Source organism: Sphingobacterium lactis, assembly GCF_011046555.1.
Classification (GTDB): domain Bacteria; phylum Bacteroidota; class Bacteroidia; order Sphingobacteriales; family Sphingobacteriaceae; genus Sphingobacterium; species Sphingobacterium lactis.
This window is the reverse complement of sequence record NZ_CP049246.1, coordinates 3011217-3031484: the sequence shown is the minus strand read 5'-3', so window position 1 is coordinate 3031484 and position 20268 is coordinate 3011217. Positions and strand designations below refer to the sequence as shown.

Here is a 20268-nt window from a genome sequence, read left to right as displayed (position 1 = left end):
GATGTACTGACTACCAAGCGAATTCCCCTTCGATATCATTTCCCGTTTCCCATTCCTCCTCGATGATGCTGCTTTCATAACCAGGACGCACCAGCGCCGATCCAGCAGCAATACCATCTTCAAGCTCCAGGATAATCATACGGAGCAAGGGTGGAATGTATTTCTTTTTACGTTCGGATTGAGACCGGATGGCTATGTTATCGTTCATGGAGAATTGTGCTTTTTTATGGTGATTGGTTAATTTTTTTAGATCATTAAAAAATTAACCAAATCGAATTAATAATGGGTTTGCCATTGAATTTTCGGCAAATATAGGCATGTTTAAGGGGTAAAATAAATCAAATGTTATAAATATTATTTAATATGTAATTAAAATGGTTTAAGGGTAATTTTTGAGGTGGTGTGGGTTGGAGAATGTAACAGAGGGGATAAGCTGGCGCAAGAGTTGTGCGGTTGGTTCGTGGGGGGATCTCTTGTGCCCAAGGCATGTTTAGCCATCTTGCAGGTTAGCCGACTTTGCAACCCCGTCAGGGGTGTCACTATTTTAGCTCACGCCACGAAGATTAAAAGAGCCCCAACGCCCACATTTATGGTTTGCTTTAGCAAAACCATAAATGTGGGCGTTGGGGCTTGACGATGTATAGCAGTGTTGTTGAAATATTTGCACTCCTCTGGGGTTGCATGGGAATTAAATTCCTGGATGGTTGTTTGAAATGCAAATATGATTTGGGGTGCTGACGCATGTTTTAGCACAAGAGATCCACCGCACAATTCCCACACACAACTCTTGCGCTAGCGTGCTTTTTATGGCGTTTAAGTGATATAGGGGGGAGAAAAGGGAAGCGCGAAGCGCTTCCCTTTTCTCCCCCCCTATATCACCCATTTCTCAAGCCAAAACCCGCTGGCGCAAGAGTTGTGCGGTTGGTTCGTGGGGGGATCTCTTGTGCCTAAGGCATATTTTGCCATCTTGCCGGTTAGCCGACTTTGCAACCCCGTCAGGGGTGTCACTATTTTAGCTCACGCCACGAAGATTAAAAGAGCCCCAACGCCCACATTTATGGTTTGCTTTAGCAAAACCATAAATGTGGGCGTTGGGGCTTGACGATGTATAGCAGTGTTGTTGAAATATTTGCACTCCTTCGGGGTTGCATGGCGTATTAAATTCCTGGACAGCTGTATGAAATGCAAATACGATTTGGGGTGCTGACGCATGTTTTTAGCACAAGAGATCCACCGCACAATCCCCTCGCACAACTCTTGCGCTAGCATGCGCTTAGGGGCGTTTAAGTGATAAAGGGGGAGAAAATGGAAGCGCGAAGCGCTTCCATTTTCTCCCCCTTTATCACCCATTTCTCCAAGCCAAAACCTGCTGGCGCAAGAGTTGTGCGGTTGGCTCGTGGGGGAATCTCTTGTGCCTAAGGCATAAACTAATAGTTACACCCCTCTGGGGTTAATTCGTATCCCGGCAACATGAGCTAAAATAGTGACACCCCGCTGGGGTTGCATGGTTGTTAAATGCCTGGATGGCTGTATTTGTTATACTTAAAATGTTGGATTTTTAACCTGTTCAGCATGAATTAAATAAAACATGCCAATTCCTGAAGTTCCTCCACCTGGTAAACCTTCTAAAACTTTTAATTTTAATCGTCTGCCAGGTACTAAGAGCGATTGAAAATTGCGCCAACAAGCATTGCACATTTCTGACCCATCATTCGCATCTACAAATACTGTCAAATCTTCTTCATAGAAGGACGTGTTATCCTTTAATAATCGAATTTTAAATTCAGAATAATCATTATCAACCTCAGTAATTACTCCGAATTCAAAAGGATCGTTTTCACCATATTCCCGGTATTCAACATATTCAAAATGTTCAGAATTTAATAACATATTTTGCGTATACACTTCATTAATAAAATAATTATCTGATGGAGTGGCAGGAATAGCCCCATTATAGCGTTGGGACTGTGCCTCATTCCAACCTTCCATAATAGCTTTTATGCGTCGATCCTTATTAGGGTGTGATTGAGAATCATGAACCGATCCTAAGAATTTAATTGCTGCTATGGCCTGTTCTACTGAAGCACCCATTTTATATAAGATGTGCCCTGAAAATTTGTCTGCCTGTAATTCCACTCCATGATTGTCACCAACCTGTTCAAAGGTGTGACCACTTAAATGATGACCGATCTCATGTGCAATTATTGATACAGATGACCAATAGGTTGAAGAACCAACTTCAACGTTTCGAAATAACTTTGGATCATAAACAATTAATCGGTTCACACCATCAAATGCCGCGAACGCATTGTTCATATTTTCACTTTGGTAAACACTGAAATTGGAGGGTAAACCAGCGAATTTAACAATATTTCGGACAATCTGTTGAACATATTCTTCTGCAGGCAGAAAACTATTCTCCACTTCAACAAATGAATTGAACCCACAACCTTTCAATAAATTGCTTGTAGTCTCAACTTCTGTTTGTGTTACTGTATTGTCTCCACTATTTCCATTGCTGGTTTGACAGGAATTTAGCGTTGTGGTTGCAAAGAGGATGATACTGAAAGTAATCTTTCTGTTTAATTTCATAGTAGTTAATAGATTGAAGTTTGGTTTGTTTCTATAATTTAATACGAAGATATAAGATATTTTGGAGGTTTTTAACGGGAAACCGTATAGATAGACTACATCTGCCCCTGATTTTTTGCATGCCGGAGGAGACTGTCTTCTCCGATATGGTCTGCTGTGTCTTTGCCATGATGTTAGTTTTTGTGATTCGTAAAGATGGGCAGGAACGGAGAAGGATTCATCGAGAATTAGTGGAACATACGGTTTAATGAGGGAATCAAGCCAATGGGTGAGGGGACCGAAAATTGGATGTTTAACCGAAGTTTATTAAATTCAGGGGATGCAAAAGGAAAATAGGATAGTAGCCATATGCCTCATAATCGTATTCATTATGGCGGCAATTATCGGGTATTTTATTTTTTGTAACCTGGCGAAATTGTAGGTAAAACGATAGTTCAGGTGCTATTCCAAGTCAATATGGAGTAGGATTGAGGTGGCTTTTTCCTGTACGAAAGTATGCGGAACTATTGCTGATCTCCCTACGGATAAATACCTTTACTAAACCAATTAAAACGTGCTTGCTATGAATCACGACCTGTTTGAAGTAGAAATTCTGCGCGCTAGCCGACTCCGGTTATCCCAATTGATTGATACCGTCAACCATGAACTCCTGTTTACCATTCCGGAAAATTTCAACAACAATATCATCTGGCAAATTGGCCATTGCATCACCTCCCAGCAGCGGCACATGTACATGCGCAGTGGTTTGCCCATGCACATATCCCAGGAATTTATGGAAACATTCAAAATCGGAACTTCCCCAGGCTCCTGGATAACCCGCCCCGATGTGCATGAAGTGAAACATGCATTGCTCTTCACCGTGGAGCAGCTTCGCGAAGATCTGAAATCTGGGGTATTTGTTCGATACAAACCTTTCAGCCTGCCGATCGGAATCCATATCAGCAACCATTTACAGGCACTGCAGGCCGCCATCTTTCATGAAGCGGAACATAGTGGAATCATATTCAGTTACCTGAAACTACTGCAGAAATAGGGAGATCCGGTGATTGGATAGGGTAGATTGGGAATGAAATAGAATCTAATGGGTGATGAGGTAGACAAACTTGCCAACGATATAGCCGAACTGGTAAATCGCAAAAACAGAAAGGATCATCAAAATCGCGATGACCAGCGTTTTGTTCTGAAGGATGAATGCCATTGCTTTGTCCATGGTAATTGGTTTTAATGGATTGTTGATACAATTTATGAATTTTTCAGCAATTCATCCAAAAAAAACAAAGCGGATTCCACTGGAAAACAATTTTTAAGGTCACCATTACGCGTATAGGAAGTGAAAAGACCTGTTTTCGGGTATTATAATTCTGAAAATGAATCAGGTACTTTGTATTTCACAAACTATTAAAAATTACAATAAACATGGTGAAACTTAAAAATACACACGTACTGCTAATCTTGGTCCTGTCCTTAATTTCATTTGTTTCCTTTACCTCCTGTAGTAAGGATGGGGATTCGGAAACCGATAAAGATTACTTGGATCCGGAAATTACGAAGATCATCTCCAATGATTTGCTGCTGGATCTGGAAAAAAGAGGAATGAAAATCAATAGGGGAAATAACCCGCCTATGCTCAATAAGATTTTTTTAGTAACACCGATGAAATTGACCAGCAGATTTGGTGAGAATGATCCGTATGAGATGGGACAAGTCGTAAGCGATTATTTGTTCAATGTCTATGACCAAAAGGGAAATAAGGCTAAAATGGACTTTAAATCATCGGGTGCCGATAGCGCAAAAGGTTTGGCTACATTTCTTTCCGGAACAGACAATAAATTCACGCTATATGCAGAGTTATCAGGGACTAGTTCAGGTGTCGATTACAAAACCGTTTCCGTTGTGACCGGCGAAATCTCAAATGACGGTATTGTGGATTTTCAATACGGTTTCGTGTTAACGGATAAGTTTGGCGATGATGGAGATAATATCATGATGCCTAAGAATACATCCCGGATCTATAAGGATGATGACCATATTTCACCTTTTCAACCGCAGTTTGAATTTAAAAGCATGAATTATAATAAGGTTAATTTGCTGGATGTAGGACAAATTAGTTTGAGATAGGGGAGAGTGGGATAAATTATTGATTTAAATAAAGCCTGACGTTTTGTTGGGCTTTTTTGTGGGATATTTTTAATGTAGTTGCTTTACGATACAAAAAATGATTTAAGCTTATTTACAGACTGTTATAATACGAGAGGTACAAATAAGATACAATCTTTAAATGAATACCAATCTATTCCTTTTCTCTACAGCAGTATTGATCTTGTAAGTTATCTGTCGCAGTAAATACTTCTTCTAAACTAGCTCTAGTACTTGGTTTGTCGCCAAATTCAAAATGCACATCGGGATAATATTTATTTATTTCTAAAACACCTTCAAATGGATACAAATCTGGGATATTCTTTAAAAAATTATATTTAGTAATTAACCACTTATTTCTATGCTTATTAGAAGTATTATCTACAATATTATCAAACTCCCAAGCTCTACCCATAAACGAAAGGCTATTAAAAAAAACTATATACTGCTCTATTGTTGATAATTGTGCTCTAAGGGTTTTTATGTAATCATATTTTTCGCCGTATTTCAGTATTGTTTTCTCGTCAATGTATTTTACTGTTTGAAATAGGTGTCGAAAATAGTGCCCCAATTTATATTGATGTCCGCCATAGTATTTATTGAGCTTTTCAATTTTCGCCAAATCTCTAAATGCAACTATATAATGGTCTTCATAACCCGATATTTCTTCTAGAGTCAACGATTCTTTTGCAGTTCTCTCGTCTAGCTTTTCAAACGCATCTTTAATCTCTAAAACAGTTAGATTTCTTTCTTCTATAATTCGCCATTTTGCCATTAAATCTTCGGAAAGGGGCTTTAATCTAACATATCTACAGATTAACTTTATAAACGCTTCATCATAATATCTTGACAACAGCCTGTATAACGCTTGCAAATCCGTATGGGAGGTACCGAAAAACACAATAGAATATGCAATATCAATTTGAGCTAAGTTCAACAAACAGATACCTGACCTTTCTTTTTGATAACATCGAATTTTTTCCAAATACTTGCTGGTATAAATTCTTTCAGGAGTCTCGAACTCAAAAAACACACCTATTTCACCGTAACACTGCTCTATTTGCTGATAAATAAAATCAACTGCCTTCCTGCCCCGTATTTCCGTTGTTTTTTTTGGACTATAAATAATATCGTTTACGTTCTCCTTATGCAGCTTAATTAACTCAAAAAATCTGCTCTCAATCTGCGATTTCAGAAATTGTTTCTCCTGCTCTTTTTGAGAATTGGTTTGAGAAACGAAACTCAAATAGATAAGTATAAAACCGATTGCACCCACTAACGTCCCGATTACACCGCCAAAAAAATCACCTACTTGGCCAGTCGCTGCCCAATCTATTTTCTCGAATATTGAAAAATTAATACAAACGATGATTACAAATACAACTGTTACAATTAGTGTTAAAAAAACAAGGTATACCAACGATCTTTTAAGGTTCTTTTCCATCGGATTATATATCATTACTCTTTTTGCATGGGAACGTATCTATCAGTTAAAATACGATTTCCTCATTGACTCTTTATACTCCATGTATAGCGGTAAAACGCACCTCCATCATTGGAAAATTTCGACTAAAAATCGTCGCTAACGTTTTTACTGCAAACTAATCAACTTTATAATACGTCGTCCAGGGATGTACTAAAAACATTTTCGTTGCTGTAGTTGTAGAATGGAACAGCGGTTATTAAATAAGTGTCCATATTGATTTTGATAGTCTTCTTTTCCTCACTCACCTCTCTCAAAAAGTCTTCCTTCCATTTATCGTGGCCTACCAGATGAGTTCCTTTGGGCTCAATAAAAACTTGGAAAGTAATATGTTCTTTTTTACGTTGTTTGCAGAACAGCAGAAAGTCAGGCTCGAAAGCTCGGCCGAGTTTGTCGAAAATTTTCACTTCTCTCTCGTTTCTTATTAAGTAAATATTTTCAAACTTTTGATTGAGACTGTTAAAGCGTCTGGAGAATAGTTCAACAAATTTTTTTTCTTCACTTGTTCCATAATTCGCATTGTAAACATACCAAGGCTCTTGAGCTACTAAGGCCTCCTGCCCGTCAGCTCGTTCGCTACCTTTGTATACCTTAATTTCTTTGTCCCTGAAAACTTCATGGACTGGCTTCTTAATAAAGTCCGAACCTTCATATTCCGTAGAATTGCTCTTTATATCAGATTCAATGCTTTGCAAAAGTGCATTCATAGCTTGAAGATAGTCAAGATGATTAATCTCTTCTAGGCGACTGGCTGTTCCACTAAACGTTATTTGCAAAGCTCCTAAGTAATTGGTGCTTTCAACAAATGTCCCAAGCGAACTAATGCCTGGAAAATAACGAGTCAGACTGTCAAAATAAAAAAACGGGTTTTGGCTTAAAGCAAAACGAATTATATTGCTCGGGATTTCCGTCAGTTTCACGTCCCTAGTTTTGATTATCTCATCATTAGACCGAGTCAGTTCCATTTCAAAAAATGCACTGGACATCCTTCCTACTCCTGAAGACAATACATGTAAGTAGTTCGTTTTCTTGACACCCAAATCTGCAAATGATTTTATGTTGTCAAAACTTTTAGGAACTTTCTTATTGAAGAAAACTTGTCCATCACGATAAAAACCAGTAGCCTTAAAGTCTAGTTTCAATGTAAGTTGCTTGGATACCAAATTTTCATCATCCTCATAAATACCAGAATCAACCAGGGCTTTCTTCAATTCTGAAATGTACCGACTGTCTTCTTTAGTGTGATAATACAATTCTTCCAAGACTTTCAAGTCGTTTGAAATATCTTCATCAAATTTTCGGGTAAACCTATCCTGTCCTTCATCTAAAGAAAACGGATAGTACCTTGCACCTCGACCAATTAACTGCGCTTCAGCAAGAGTAGCTTTTCCTGGCTTACCTTCTTTACCGTCTCTGCCCTCATAAAGGCGAACAATATCGAACAAGTTCAAAACATCCCAACCTTCATTCAATTTTTGCACGGCGAATACCGCCCGAATTGGGTTATTTTCATCTTCCAACGTGTTTAACAATATCTGATTCTGCTCCGCTTCTGCATCATTGTTGGCACTTAAGCAATTTTCAAATTTGAAGTTCGCCTGAATGCGTTTCGCAATAACATCAGCTGATATTTCGTTTGCTTCAAAAAATCGGAAAGCTTTCTGAACAACTGGAACGGTAGAAGTCTTCCGAACTTTTTCAACTAACCCAGCCGAAAAATTATCGATCAATTTGTGAAAATTCTCTTTATTCCGTTCCGATTCCTTGATAGTTGCTTTCGCTTTGAAGAGAATTACGGGTTTCAAATTGATATTGTTAAGAGTTGCGAGTTCCTGACGATAAAGATTTAAAATCAGTGCTTGGATTGTCCTGTCCTGTTCATCAAAAAGAGAACGGATAAGGTTGATTTCTTTAGAATATTTGTCATTACGAAACTCGGCAAGGTTGTATTTAAAAAGTACCTTGTCTTGGTAATGATTTACCAAGGTTGCGGTATTGGTATCAATTGTTGCGGTAAACTCTAATAAGATATTTTCCAGATTGGCATCGTGTATTTTCTTCACTGTATCTTCCCAACTTCCAAACAACTTCCCAGATTTAGTTCCTGCTACCAAATGATGAGCTTCGTCGGCAAGTAAAACCAACTTTTTTTCCTCAAAATCTTCAAAGGTTACACTGTTCTCTTTCGTATTGCTCAAGTCTATATGAAGCTGTTGAATGGTGGTAAACTTGACGTTTATATTTCGATCATCCGCTTCATCGAAATTATCAACCTCTTTAATTAAAACGTGTTTTGCACCAATTACAATTTTACTATTGAACAAATATTTCGAAGCATTTGGATTCAGAAAATTGTCTCGCGTCTTCTGGATGATATTGTTACTATTTACGAAAAATAGAAAATTTCGATAACCTTTAGAGTAAAGGTGTAACATCAGACCTGCCATTATCAAGGTCTTCCCGCTTCCTGTTGCCATATTATAAAGAAGGTGGACAGGTCTTTTTGGCTTACCCTCAAAATCTTCTGACTCGCAAAGAATAAAACGCTGAAAAGCCTCGATTTGATAAGGCCTTTGAGCAAATCCAGACATGAGATTGTCGGTGACATGGCTAGGAACGGTAACTTGCGCAATAGCTCTTTTACCAAATTCCTGTAATAACGTATCATATAAAAACGCCATATGTCTATTTATTTAGTTGGTAGAAATCTACGGTTACTTTCTTATCCTCTTCGGTGCAAGAAAATTCGGAATCGCTTAGCGACGAGATATTAACATACAGCTGGTTCTTGTCCAGCAGTTCGCAAAGATGACTTTGCTGATCGATAAAGGTTAAGGATTTGAACTCATCAAGATGTTGATCACTTTTTTTAATATCTACGTTATAATTGAGGAAACTTTTGGATTTCATTTGCTCCCAAATTTTCAGAAGCGTCTCAGAATCTTCGGCTGCTTGAATTTGCTCAATGAAGGTTTCATTATATTTCTTAAGTTCAAAATAAACAAATGAGCCGCCACCCTTCCAATTCACGGCTTTGCTTATGCCAGACTTTTCGCCATTGATAGTGTTCACCAGTCGGTTAAAAGAGTCATTCTCTCCATAATCAAGCTGCTCAATACCTATAAACTGACGGTTCATTTTAAGTGCAACCGCAGAAGTGGTACCACTACCTAAATGAAAGTCCAAAACCACATCATTTTCATTCGACCCGATTTCTAAGATTCGCTTGATAAGCTTTTCTGGCTTCTTTCCCTTCTTCAATTTCACTCCACCTTCATTATGAAGATCATTTGGCAGTACGTCTCCCCAATAATCGCCTAAAGGCTCACCTGTAACTAATTCACCATCGATCTCCATTAGCCTATCTGAATAGAATAGTAAACGTTGGCCATTAATTAAATAAATATCTGATTCATACACCCTCTGGTGGTGAAATACCTGCTTGGGAGACTTCTTTGACTCTTTAATAAGCTCTTGGACTTCTTTGCTCACTTTATCAGCATCAGGATATGCTATTTGGACAACTGCGTCAGCATTTTTCTTAACGAAATCATATATCTCCTTTTCAAAGGTGTTGCCTAATTGCCGTTTCAGTTTAGTTTTTGGAATCTCCTTGTAATCGGAAAAGGCATCTAAGAGGGAACAAAATTTCCATGCACTTATCTCTTGATCTCTATTTAGAATGAACGTATTATATCGTTCATTTCTTTCCCGTTTTTGATGCACTCTATTCGGCTTCCAGCTTGCTCTATTCTTACAGAATACAATGACATACTCTGTAATATTTACTACACCAGGATTAATTGCCTTGTGCCCTGTCACGGAACCCCTTTTAATAGTGATAAGATTGACTTGGTTCTCCTCTCCGAAAACTTCGTTTAATAATATTTGTAGATACCCTAATTCACCCTCGTCGATTGATATAAATATTGACCCGTCAGTACTAAGAAGCTCATATGCTACTTCAAGGCGGTTTTTCATAAACGTAAGCCAAGTCGAGTGATTAAAGGTGTCGTTATATTGAAAGCTGTCGTTCCCTGTATTATAAGGTGGATCTATATAGATAAGCTTAACTTTTCCCTTGAACTCCTCTTTTAAAGAGTGCAATGCCAATAAGTTGTTACCTTTAATAAGAAGGTTGTCGGTTATTATGGCATTTTCGTTTCTACTAAATCCGTCAAAACGTTTTACGCCATTTTTATCAATATATTTACAGTTGGTCAACACCTTTGGCTCCAACAGCTGAGTAATCTCGTCTTGTGCTAGAATTTCATTAAAGAAAATTTCTTCCCTTTTGTCTTCTTCACGGCTTTGCCCACCCTCTAGGATACAGTCTTTAAAGGGCCAAACCAAAGAAACTTCATTTCGTTGCTTCAGATATCTCCCATCAATGCTTAGTCCCACCTTGTTTTTATACACAGTATAACTCTCATTCAGATAGTTCTTCTGTTCTAAAAACTGCATAAAGAAATTTTGTTTAAAAACCAAAGCACCTTTCAGGTCTAGAAAAAATTTCTCTTTCAGTTCGTCGTCGTCAAGCAACAGCCCGATCAGTTCTTCATCGAAATTTTGAGCTTTGTTCAGCACCACCCATTTCTTTAGTTCACCGCTATCTGTCACGAAGTTGGGCTCTTTTTTTAGCTGCTGTTCTAAGGTTGTGTATAGTTTCATTTATAGTTCTGCAATCAATTAACGATATATCTTCTTATAATGCATTTTACTATTTTCGCGTCGAAGTCAATAGTTCCCTTACGTCGACATTCAATAAATCAGATATTTGTACGAGGGTTTCGAGGCTTGGCTGAACTTCATTCGTACACCAACGTGAAACAGTCGTCTCGTTTTTATGAAGTTGCTCAGCGAGCCATTTGTTCGTCTTTCCTTGCTCTACAAGTGCGACCTTTATTTTATTTATCGACTTTTTAGGGATAATAATCTGCATTTGGTGTAAATATAGTAACTAAATTCAGTATTTTATCTTCTTGGAAGCCTACTTAAACCCGGGAATAGTAAAGACCTTGGCGCAATCACAACAGCCCGGCATACACCTCCAAATTAAAACCCTCTGTTATATACATTTATATAATTATACAATTATATTTTTATGTATTTGTATAGTCGTGGATGCATATTGGGTATGGCATAAAATTTAAGAACTACCGCTTCCGCCGTCGTCTTTTTCTCTTTAGTTCGTCATCGTCTAAGTCGTTAGCAGATGCACCACCAATAGAGCCGCTAATACTGCTAATAGTGGCACCAACACCGATAGAAAACAGATCACGATCAGCCTTTTCATTTTCTGATACTCTTTCTTCGTTTCTGAAAGTTCCTGAAGGATCTCCGCTTGATTCAGGTTCGTTCCCACCTCTACCAGTGCCTTGATCGCCTCGTGAATGACTTGTTGATTCTGTATAATGACATTTTGGGTCTGTCCCACTGTCACTATTCCTTTCTTGATGGCGCTCGTCTCCTTTAAGAAGGATGCCCGCAAATCGTGCTCTTGTTCTAACGTTTGCTTCGCTAATTGCTTTGCTATTTGCGCTTTGTTCATATCCTAATATATTTTGTACGTTTTTCCATTTATACATATTCCCAAGCTTCTGCCCCTTCGCTAGGAAACCGTTTTCTGAAACGTAGGTGATTCCGGAGACCCTTCCTGTTGTTTTTGATTGGTTAAAAAGCAAGTAAACTCCTTGCTCCTGACAGTTTTTTATAAAACTTTCTATTGAGTTGGATTTGGTCATGGCAAACTTTACACGCTCTTGTATCAGCATCCTGTCCGAAGGCTTTCCTGTTCGTTGCACCATCTCCAATTCATCCTTGTTAGGCGCACGCTCCTGAGTTTCATCGGATGACCGTACAGCAGTCAATCCGTATTTTTGTTCAAGCCGCCTACACAGCGCCTCGCTGCGCTTGTAATTGTTGGAATCAGAAACGACGTAAGCCTTTCCCTCTTTAAATCCTATACGCGTCAATAGAAGATGGATGTGTACATATAATTTCTGGTTTGCCTATATGATAAACTTCCGTGATATTCTAAGCGTAAGCAGAATTGATTAGATCCTTTGTATACTTTTCATGAACAGGTTGCAAACTTTCAATAAGATGCATAATGAAGATATTTATTGATTTTTCAGAGATTTCAGAACCTGCATTCCACCAATAGCTAGAAACATGATTAGCATTTTAGAATATGACGCTATCGATTAATTTTTCTATTGTAATTCAATAATAGGTAATACAATATTAAACTCTATTTAAAATTTCCAAAAAAATAATATCCCAATTTTCACTGGGATATTATTTCATTCAACTTATTTTAATTTTGTTTCCAAACGTAAGTTTGAGCTGATTTAGCTGGTACAGTAATAGCTGCATACTTTACATTCCCATCATAATCAATATATTTTAAATTTAGATTCTTTGCTTGATCATTATCATTGGCTATCAACATAATTCGAGCATATGGAGATTTATCATTGACAAAAGCTGCGTATTTGATATTTCCTACGCCATGCGGTTTGGGGAATAATCTTTGGGCACCATCACCAAGAAATCTTGATAGGTGCGCAATTGTGTAATAGGAGACATTAAACGAATAATTTGAGCCGTTTATGGTGACAGCACCCATACAGATTTGACAAGCATCTTTAGCTGAATCTGATGTACGAATATCTGTGTTCGGATTACTTGCTAGATTCCACTCCAGCGCGGTTCGGCTAAAATTATTAAGTGCATCAATCATTATAGTGTTTATGTGCCACATGAAATCTACATTGTCAAAATAACTTTTTCTTTCTAACCATTGTTCCGTAAAAAATGTACCGATAGGAGGGTTCCGTCTATCTTTGAATTCATTGTGAATCGTTGATAAATCATTGATATTACCCGTGTACAAATGCCATGCGACCCCTTCGATTTTATTGATTAAATCGTTATTGTTTAGTAAGTTGCGCACATAATCTACACCTGTCATTCCTGTGGTAGATTCGAATCCAGGGTTGTGGTCATAGGCTATGATATGGGGTCTGTTCGGTAGAGAACTTAGCTTATTGTATAAATGGTATTGAATAAAGTTGTTGTGCTCATAATAAAGCATGATCATACTAGGTAAATGATTGCCACTCTGCGGTTCATTTTGGGGTGTAACAGCCCAAATTTCGATCCCATGTTGTTCTTTCATGGCTTGCACATATTTCCTGAAATAGGTGGCATAGGATTCATAATAAATCTGGTTACCATTATTTGAATCCGTTTTTAAACGGCCACCCTTCAGGTTCGTATTGTCCTTCATCCATGCCGGTGCAGACCATGGGGTCGCAATTATTTTGATATTCGGATTAATTTGTAAGATTCTTTTCAATACCCTAATTTTTCTCTCATCTTTCGCTAAACTGAAATGATTTTGCGGAAGATCTATACCGCCAGGAGGATTATCATTTAAGGTATAGGCATTTCTAGTTAGATCTTCTGATCCAATAGCTATACGGATCACGTTAATTTTATTTTGCCCCGCTTGCGTATAGCCAAATAGATTATTTAGCAATGCACTTTTTGATCCTTCGGACATATTATCAATAAGTTCAGCACTTCCTCCGGTGAGGGTATATCCAAATCCATCAATATATTGACTCCTATTCCCAGCTCTAGAGTCTACCTCTATGATTGGATTGCCATTTGGTGAAGAATTGAACGAAAGATCACCATTGAAGGTTCTTTCTAATTTCCTGTTTTCAGATACATTTGTGGTCCAGATCCCGTATTGCTCGAATGCTTGGACATTTACACGGGCTTTTTTGGGGAGGTCATTTAGATTTTCATTGGTTTGATCTAAATCATTTCTACTACACCCTGCTATTACCAATAGCAATGGCAAAATCACTTTTAAAGTTCTCATGGTTTATTGTTTAAGTTGGTTTATAATAGTGTGATACTTAGTGTAAAAATAACAATATTTGGCATGTAAAAAAATAGTTACATAACCAAATGCTGCTTTTTATTAAAAAGATATCATAAAAACTTACTATTCTTAATCAAAAGCACAATTCGAGGGTTTTAAGACGTAGCAAAATTAATGAGGGTTTTATTCGTGTACTTTGGGTTATTTCTATTTCCTACTAATACCCAACAACCAAGAAGAAGCAATAAATCAAGTGATTTCTTTAAGAGTTAATACAGTTTTGTTAATTCTGGTCATAGGGTTACTTCCCGATACAAAAAATATTAAAATCTGATTACCAACGTGTTATTTAAAAATAAATATAAATAAAATTCAAATTAATGAGGTTATTTAAGGTCTCACTATAAATCGACTAATTATTTTATAACAAAACGTCAATATTTAGAAAAAAAATAGAAATTAGTTAAAAATTAGAAATGATGATTTTTTATTTGAATTAATAAATATAAATTCATTATTCTTATAAAAAATAATTAATTCCATCTTTGCATAAATCTTTTATTAATTGAGATTTATAAGATTGAATTTGGTTATTATAAGGATTTTATACCACGAAACACAACTCGAATAATACCTAGATTATATGAATGAAAATATTATTAGCGATTGGTATGAAGCATATAGATTAATTGCAAAATTACTTATATCCAAATATGGAAATCGTGATAATCCTGCAAAGGATCTTTACAATGATCTAAAATATTCAAAGTTTGCACACTTAAATCGTGGTAGGTTATTTAGAGATAGTCTTACAAGAACCGATGAATGGGGGCTTGATCCTATTCAGATATATGCAACATTCAATTATACTAAAATCGACCCCAATAGAAGAATTGAATTAATAAATTCGCTATTATTTGAACTAGGATCAGAGAAGAGTGTTAACTATATATCATTCGAAGGTATTCCCTCACCCATTATTACGCAGATAGCACAATATAGAGGTTTCAATCAACAAAATGAAATATGGAGTGTATTTCGAGAGTTAGCTAATGATGGTATGCGAAACTTGAAGGCTCTACACTTCCAGAAAATTAAAAGATGGAGAGGTATTGATATCGCATCATTTACTATGTTTTTATTTTGGATTAATTCTGAGGAATTTTTGCCTGTTGATAGGAATACTGTAAATTTTTTAAAATCTATTTCTGTTATTGACCACATACCTAAACGCTACGGTGTGTATATCGATTTGTGTAAAGAAATTAAAGATTCGGTTTATAGTAATGATTTAAAAAAGACAGTTTACAGAGATTTAGTCATAGATTCATATAAAGTATTTAATTTCGAACAAGATTCATATAATTTAACTGAGAATACAGTTACAATATTAGATAAATACACTCCTTCCCATATTGAAAAATTTGTTACGGTTGAACAGATAAGAAAAGAAAGACTTAATGGGTTTAAAATAATAGCGCTTCGGCCACTATCCAACGATTCTTTTAAGAAACAGAAGCATCTTAAAAATTTGAAAGAAGGAGAATTGTATCAATTCTATAATTTATATACAATTCAAGATGATGATGCAATAATCCTTTACAACAAAACGAATGACCTAGATTTATACAGTGTTAATGAGAATTTAAATATATCTATTTCTGCTATTGTAGGTATGAATGGGAGTGGAAAAAGTACAATAGCCGATATTCTTTACTTAATCATCAATAAAATAGCTTTTCATAAAAAGTTGAATCCCGAACAAAAACTCATCCATGAAGAAGTTTTTGTTGATTTATTTGTTCATCTTGACACGATTTATAAAATATCTGTTAGTCAAAGTATTGAAATTTTTAGGTACAAATTACTACAAAACAACACCTACCAGATCGACAAAGAGGCTATTAATATTGCAGATTTTGATTTAGAAAATTTATTTTATACTATATCTGTCAACTATTCTTTGTATGCTTTAAACTCAAATATTACTGGAAAATGGGTTAATCCTCTCTTTTGGAAAAATGATGGCTATCAGATCCCACTAGTACTAAACCCAATGAGAATCGAGGGGAATATAGATGTAAATAGAGAAGAATACTTAGGAACTTCAAGATTACTTGCAAATATACTTGAACCTCACCATATAGACTTTAATAGAAAAATAATACCAGAACTAGTCCCAAGATCTACTCCTAATTCCATTATACTTACTTTGGATAATAGTAAAATCATAAAAAAAGAAAAAGAGTATAAAGACAAATACGGAAAAATTGACAGAAAACTATTTAACAAAATAATAAAATATCTTGTTCTTAAAATCGATCCTCAATGTTCTGTACAAAAAGAAGCAAAAAATTATATCTTCTTTAAAGTAATCAATATATCTGAGAAATATTATAAGAAGAAATATAAGGACTTGCCTAGCTGGGGGCTAACTGATAACAAAAAGCTAACAGAGTATTTAGATCGATTAGTTAATGGAAATAGTCATATAGAAAATAAACTTAAGCAAGCAATTAATATTCTGATATATCATATATATGATTTAGAAATATCACTTCCTTTACTCAATGTTATCAGTAATATTGACAATGTAAAAGAAAAATTCAGCCTAAAAACAATTGAATTAATCCCGCCATCATTTTTAAATGTCAAAATCAATTTTGATCACGGAGGCAAAATAACAGAATTAAGCTCTGGAGAGAAACAGCAAATTCTATCAATTAATACAATTATTTATCACATTTATAACATAGATTCTGTCTTACAAGAGGAAGGAACTCTTAAATATGGAAACGTAAATATTATTTTTGATGAAATAGAGCTCTATTTTCATCCAGAGATGCAACGAACATATATAAAGAATCTACTTTATCAAATAAGGAAGATGCAATTAGAATATGTGAATAATATCAATATTCTGTTTATCACACATTCTCCATTTATACTATCAGATATACCTTCTAACAATATTTTAAGACTAGAATCTGGCAAACCTTTTAAAACCAAAAATTCAGAGGAAACATTTGGGGCAAATATTCATGATTTATTAGCGAATGATTTTTTTCTTGAAAAAGGGTATATGGGTGAATTTGTTAATAATAAGATAAAACAGGTGATTGATACTCTTAATAAATGGAAAAAAGACGACAATAAAACTAAAATAAATGAAAAAGGAGAAATTTATCAGTTTATACAGATAATTGGTGAACCTCTAATAAAAGATAGCCTCCTAGACCTGTATCACGAAAAGATTGGTTTACACGAGTCAGAGTTCTCCCTATCTGAAATAGATGAAGAAATAAAACGATTGAAAAAATTAAAAGAAAGGATAACAAAATGAGACCAATATCCTATCAAACTGTAGATTCTGTAATTAAAGATTTTAATACTATTCTTGCGAAAAGGAAAAACAAAATTATTGTAAACCTAAACCAGCTTTTGGCAGGGAAAAACACAAAATATAAAGTGTTATATATTCAATGTATTAAATCAAATATAGATATCATCTTAGTTGCTAAACCTGATGAGATAAAAAGACTAAAAAAAGAATTTGATGGTATTACAAAATCTGCAATTAAAAATAGCAAGTCATATAAAAGCTTTATTAAAAAAATTTTAACTGCGCTTGAATACGAAAATAGAAGATCTGATTTTTATCCTAAATACTTCCATAAAATTGGCATAAAATCATGTGTCTACTGTAATGCACATTTAACTGTTGTCATTGAGGAACAAGTGAAATTGAAGAGAAAAATTAGGATTGACTATACTGCTAAATTTCAAGTCGATCATTTTCTTCCAAAATCCGAATACCCCTGCTTTAGTGTATCGCTTTATAATCTATATCCAGTATGTGCCAATTGCAATTTAGCAAAATCTAAGGATACGGTGGATTTTAATCTTTACTTAGATGAGCGTAGTATTACACCAAGTGTATTTGAATTTACTTTAGCAAATGGCTCTATTGCAAAATATTTAACTAGCCGAGACCTTGAAGATATACAATACACTTTTTCGGAACCTAAAGTAATAGCTCCCAATAAAACATTCCAAGAAGTATTCAAAATTCAAGAAATCTACGAAACACAAAAGGACATTGCTGAAGAACTGATTTTAAAAGCGGAAGTATATACTGAGGAATACAAAAAAAACTTAAAAAAACAATTCCCTAAATTGTTCACAAATGAGGGCATATTCAATAGATTATTAATAGGTAATTATTCTACAGACGAAGACCATCATAAACGCCCCATGGCTAAATTTACAATGGATATAGCTAAACAAGTAGGTTTAATTAAGAAAAAATAGTTATCATGCAAAAAGTACATCATTTGCTGAAACTGAAAGTGGCGCGTACCAAACTATATATAACACAATAGCGAACAGCAACAGCAGAAATACTCCATAGCCAATCAAAAATTTTGAATTATTCAAAATGTATTTGAAATCTTTTTTGAAATTCTCATTTTATTTTAAGCGGTTTATAATCATTAGTAATTACCGTTTATTATCTTTTATTATTATTTACTTCCCAATACAGAATTTACTAAATATATTCTCCAGCAGATCATCGGTAGTCACAGTTCCTGTAATCTCGCCGAGGTGATGCAGCGCCTGCCGGATATCCATGGCTAGAAAATCCGAGGTTATCGGATTGTCGATTCCGTACAGCACTTTCTCCAGCGATTGTTGGGTCAGCTGCAGGGCTTCGACATGGCGGATATTGGTGACCATGACATCATCGGTATTGATGTTGGACAGGTTGACCTGGTTGAGCAGTTCATCTTTCAGTTCCTCGATACCGGTCTGCTGTTTGGCGGAAATATAGAGCGGGTTGAGGACGGCATAAGCCGCACGTTGTTCTTCGGTGAGGAGATCGGCCTTATTGATGATCGTGACGAAAGGAATCTGTAGGGACTGCACTTCCTCGATCTGTTCCTGCACGGCGGTAATTTCATCCTGGGTAGGGTCGAAGAGGTAGATGATCAGGCGAGCCTGTTTCATTTTCTCGCGCGTGCGTTCAACGCCGATGGCTTCGACGACATCCTCGGTATGGCGGATCCCAGCCGTATCGATAAAGCGGAAGGTGACACCATGTATATTGATTTCATCTTCGATGGTGTCGCGTGTTGTGCCAGCGATATCCGAGACAATGGCGCGTTCCTCATTCAGGAGCGCATTGAGTAGGGTAGACTTGCCGACATTGGGTTTCCCGGCGATAACCACGGGTACACCGTTCTTCAGCACATTGCCCTGTTCGAAGGAGCGGATAAGCTTGCTGATGACCTGGTGGATCTGTTCGATCAGGGCCTTCAGCTGGTCGCGGTTGGCAAATTCGACATCCTCTTCGGCAAAGTCCAGTTCCAGTTCGATCAGGGAAGCGAAGTGGACAAGGTCCTCGCGCAATTTCTTCAATTGGTTGGAGAATACACCGCGCATCTGCTGCATGGCGACCTGGTGGGACGCTGCGGAATTGGACGCGATCAGATCGGCTACAGCTTCGGCCTGGGAGAGGTCCATTCCACCGTTGAGGAAAGCACGCAGGGTAAATTCCCCAGCACGCGCTGCCCGCGCACCTTTCTTGATCAGCAGTGTAATCAATCGCTCGATGATATACGCTGAATTATGGGTAGAGATCTCCACAACATCTTCCTTGGTATAACTATTCGGACCCACAAATAGCGTGACCAATACCTCGTCGATAATATGTTCCCCATCGCGTATCGTTCCGAAATGCACGGTATGCGAAGCCTGCTTGCTGAGGTCCTTGCCTTTAAAGATGGCGTTGGTGATGGCAATGGCTTTTGCACCGGAAAGACGGATAACGGCAATGGCACCGTTGGCACCCGGCGAAGTGGCCAGTGCGACAATGGTATCTTGAGAAATTAGGGATGCTGTAGACATAATGCAAAGATAGGGCTTCGGAATGATATATTTAAGGCGGATTTCGGTGGGAAGTGGGCGCAAGAGTTGTGCGGAAGGCCCAACAAGCTGGCGCAAGAGTTGTGCGGAGGGGATGTGTGGTGGCTCTCTTGTGCCTTCGGCCTATTACGCAGGCACAAGTTGTGCGGAAGGTCTTTGAGGCTGTTTATTTTGTGCCTACGGCATGTTTTTAGGCACAAGTCCGCCACCCCGCTGCCCCCATCGAAAGACT

The 20268-nt window shown here is 36.9% G+C and carries 14 protein-coding genes and 1 pseudogene; 4 read left to right on the top strand and 11 right to left on the bottom strand.

Translation table 11 applies throughout. The features are described from left to right. Nucleotides 1-10: 10 nt before the first annotated feature. Nucleotides 11-208, bottom strand: a complete 198-nt coding sequence (locus G6N79_RS13255; RefSeq protein ID WP_103905274.1) for a hypothetical protein — start codon at nucleotides 206-208, stop codon at nucleotides 11-13. Between the two features lie 1334 nt (nucleotides 209-1542). Next, nucleotides 1543-2592 (bottom strand): M48 family metalloprotease, encoded by a 1050-nt coding sequence (locus tag G6N79_RS13250; RefSeq protein WP_103905276.1) that lies wholly within the window; start codon nucleotides 2590-2592, stop codon nucleotides 1543-1545. 562 nt (nucleotides 2593-3154) lie between these two features. Between G6N79_RS13250 and G6N79_RS13245 the strand changes: the two genes are divergently transcribed. Further along, a complete protein-coding gene (locus tag G6N79_RS13245; protein WP_103905277.1) occupies nucleotides 3155-3625 on the top strand; it encodes a DinB family protein in 471 nt (156 codons plus the stop codon). Nucleotides 3626-3670: 45 nt separating this feature from the next. On the opposite strand, the gene G6N79_RS17715 is transcribed toward G6N79_RS13245, so the two are convergent. Then, a complete protein-coding gene (locus G6N79_RS17715) occupies nucleotides 3671-3802 on the bottom strand; it encodes a hypothetical protein (protein WP_262508091.1) in 132 nt (43 codons plus the stop codon). 206 nt (nucleotides 3803-4008) lie between these two features. Here G6N79_RS17715 and G6N79_RS13240 point away from each other — a divergent pair, with 206 nt between their 5' ends. After that, entirely contained in the window at nucleotides 4009-4710 is a 702-nt protein-coding gene (locus G6N79_RS13240; protein WP_103905278.1) for a hypothetical protein, read from the top strand. A gap of 172 nt (nucleotides 4711-4882) precedes the next feature. On the opposite strand, the gene G6N79_RS13235 is transcribed toward G6N79_RS13240, so the two are convergent. The 7 genes and pseudogenes from G6N79_RS13235 to G6N79_RS13210 all read right to left on the bottom strand — a co-directional run bounded on the left by G6N79_RS13235 (nucleotide 4883) and on the right by G6N79_RS13210 (nucleotide 14108). Continuing rightward, nucleotides 4883-6172, bottom strand: a complete 1290-nt coding sequence (locus tag G6N79_RS13235; RefSeq protein WP_160003630.1) for a putative phage abortive infection protein — start codon at nucleotides 6170-6172, stop codon at nucleotides 4883-4885. Between the two features lie 167 nt (nucleotides 6173-6339). Next, entirely contained in the window at nucleotides 6340-8892 is a 2553-nt protein-coding gene (locus tag G6N79_RS13230; protein WP_103905280.1) for a DEAD/DEAH box helicase family protein, read from the bottom strand. Between the two features lie 4 nt (nucleotides 8893-8896). Further along, the gene (locus G6N79_RS13225; protein ID WP_103905281.1) at nucleotides 8897-10882 is read right to left on the bottom strand and encodes a DNA methyltransferase; all 1986 of its coding nucleotides are present in this window, start codon (nucleotides 10880-10882) and stop codon (nucleotides 8897-8899) included. Nucleotides 10883-10931: 49 nt separating this feature from the next. Next, complete coding sequence (locus G6N79_RS13220) at nucleotides 10932-11153, bottom strand: helix-turn-helix transcriptional regulator (protein ID WP_103905282.1); 222 nt, start codon at nucleotides 11151-11153, stop codon at nucleotides 10932-10934. A 258-nt stretch (nucleotides 11154-11411) separates the two neighbouring features. Next, nucleotides 11412-11762, bottom strand: coding sequence for a hypothetical protein (locus G6N79_RS17645; RefSeq protein ID WP_234993154.1), 351 nt, complete (start codon nucleotides 11760-11762; stop codon nucleotides 11412-11414). A 328-nt stretch (nucleotides 11763-12090) separates the two neighbouring features. Further along, nucleotides 12091-12198 (bottom strand): annotated as a pseudogene (locus G6N79_RS17765) (hypothetical protein); the annotation flags it as partial. Between the two features lie 332 nt (nucleotides 12199-12530). After that, the gene (locus G6N79_RS13210; protein WP_103905284.1) at nucleotides 12531-14108 is read right to left on the bottom strand and encodes a glycoside hydrolase family 30 protein; all 1578 of its coding nucleotides are present in this window, start codon (nucleotides 14106-14108) and stop codon (nucleotides 12531-12533) included. 646 nt (nucleotides 14109-14754) lie between these two features. Between G6N79_RS13210 and G6N79_RS13205 the strand changes: the two genes are divergently transcribed. Next, the gene (locus tag G6N79_RS13205) at nucleotides 14755-17454 is read left to right on the top strand and encodes an AAA family ATPase (RefSeq protein WP_103905285.1); all 2700 of its coding nucleotides are present in this window, start codon (nucleotides 14755-14757) and stop codon (nucleotides 17452-17454) included. Next, complete coding sequence (locus G6N79_RS13200) at nucleotides 17451-18422, top strand: HNH endonuclease (protein ID WP_103905286.1); 972 nt, start codon at nucleotides 17451-17453, stop codon at nucleotides 18420-18422. The genes G6N79_RS13205 and G6N79_RS13200 overlap by 4 nt, the downstream gene beginning before the upstream one ends. 216 nt (nucleotides 18423-18638) lie before the next feature. On the opposite strand, the gene mnmE is transcribed toward G6N79_RS13200, so the two are convergent. After that, complete coding sequence (gene mnmE / locus G6N79_RS13195; RefSeq protein ID WP_103905287.1) at nucleotides 18639-20018, bottom strand: tRNA uridine-5-carboxymethylaminomethyl(34) synthesis GTPase MnmE; 1380 nt, start codon at nucleotides 20016-20018, stop codon at nucleotides 18639-18641. Nucleotides 20019-20268: the final 250 nt, after the last annotated feature.

Bases quoted from the DNA above. Each gene is read 5' to 3' on its own strand.
- G6N79_RS13250 (WP_103905276.1), bottom strand. From the start codon at position 2,592: ATGAAATTAAACAGAAAGATTACTTTCAGTATCATCCTCTTTGCAACC.
- G6N79_RS13210 (WP_103905284.1), bottom strand. From the start codon at position 14,108: ATGAGAACTTTAAAAGTGATTTTGCCATTGCTATTGGTAATAGCAGGG.
- G6N79_RS13220 (WP_103905282.1), bottom strand. From the start codon at position 11,153: ATGCAGATTATTATCCCTAAAAAGTCGATAAATAAAATAAAGGTCGCA.
- G6N79_RS13205 (WP_103905285.1), top strand. From the start codon at position 14,755: ATGAATGAAAATATTATTAGCGATTGGTATGAAGCATATAGATTAATT.
- G6N79_RS13225 (WP_103905281.1), bottom strand. From the start codon at position 10,882: ATGAAACTATACACAACCTTAGAACAGCAGCTAAAAAAAGAGCCCAAC.
- G6N79_RS13245 (WP_103905277.1), top strand. From the start codon at position 3,155: ATGAATCACGACCTGTTTGAAGTAGAAATTCTGCGCGCTAGCCGACTC.
- G6N79_RS13200 (WP_103905286.1), top strand. From the start codon at position 17,451: ATGAGACCAATATCCTATCAAACTGTAGATTCTGTAATTAAAGATTTT.
- G6N79_RS13255 (WP_103905274.1), bottom strand. From the start codon at position 208: ATGAACGATAACATAGCCATCCGGTCTCAATCCGAACGTAAAAAGAAA.
- G6N79_RS17715 (WP_262508091.1), bottom strand. From the start codon at position 3,802: ATGGACAAAGCAATGGCATTCATCCTTCAGAACAAAACGCTGGTCATC.
- G6N79_RS13230 (WP_103905280.1), bottom strand. From the start codon at position 8,892: ATGGCGTTTTTATATGATACGTTATTACAGGAATTTGGTAAAAGAGCT.
- G6N79_RS17645 (WP_234993154.1), bottom strand. From the start codon at position 11,762: ATGAACAAAGCGCAAATAGCAAAGCAATTAGCGAAGCAAACGTTAGAA.
- mnmE (WP_103905287.1), bottom strand. From the start codon at position 20,018: ATGTCTACAGCATCCCTAATTTCTCAAGATACCATTGTCGCACTGGCC.
- G6N79_RS13235 (WP_160003630.1), bottom strand. From the start codon at position 6,172: ATGGAAAAGAACCTTAAAAGATCGTTGGTATACCTTGTTTTTTTAACA.
- G6N79_RS13240 (WP_103905278.1), top strand. From the start codon at position 4,009: ATGGTGAAACTTAAAAATACACACGTACTGCTAATCTTGGTCCTGTCC.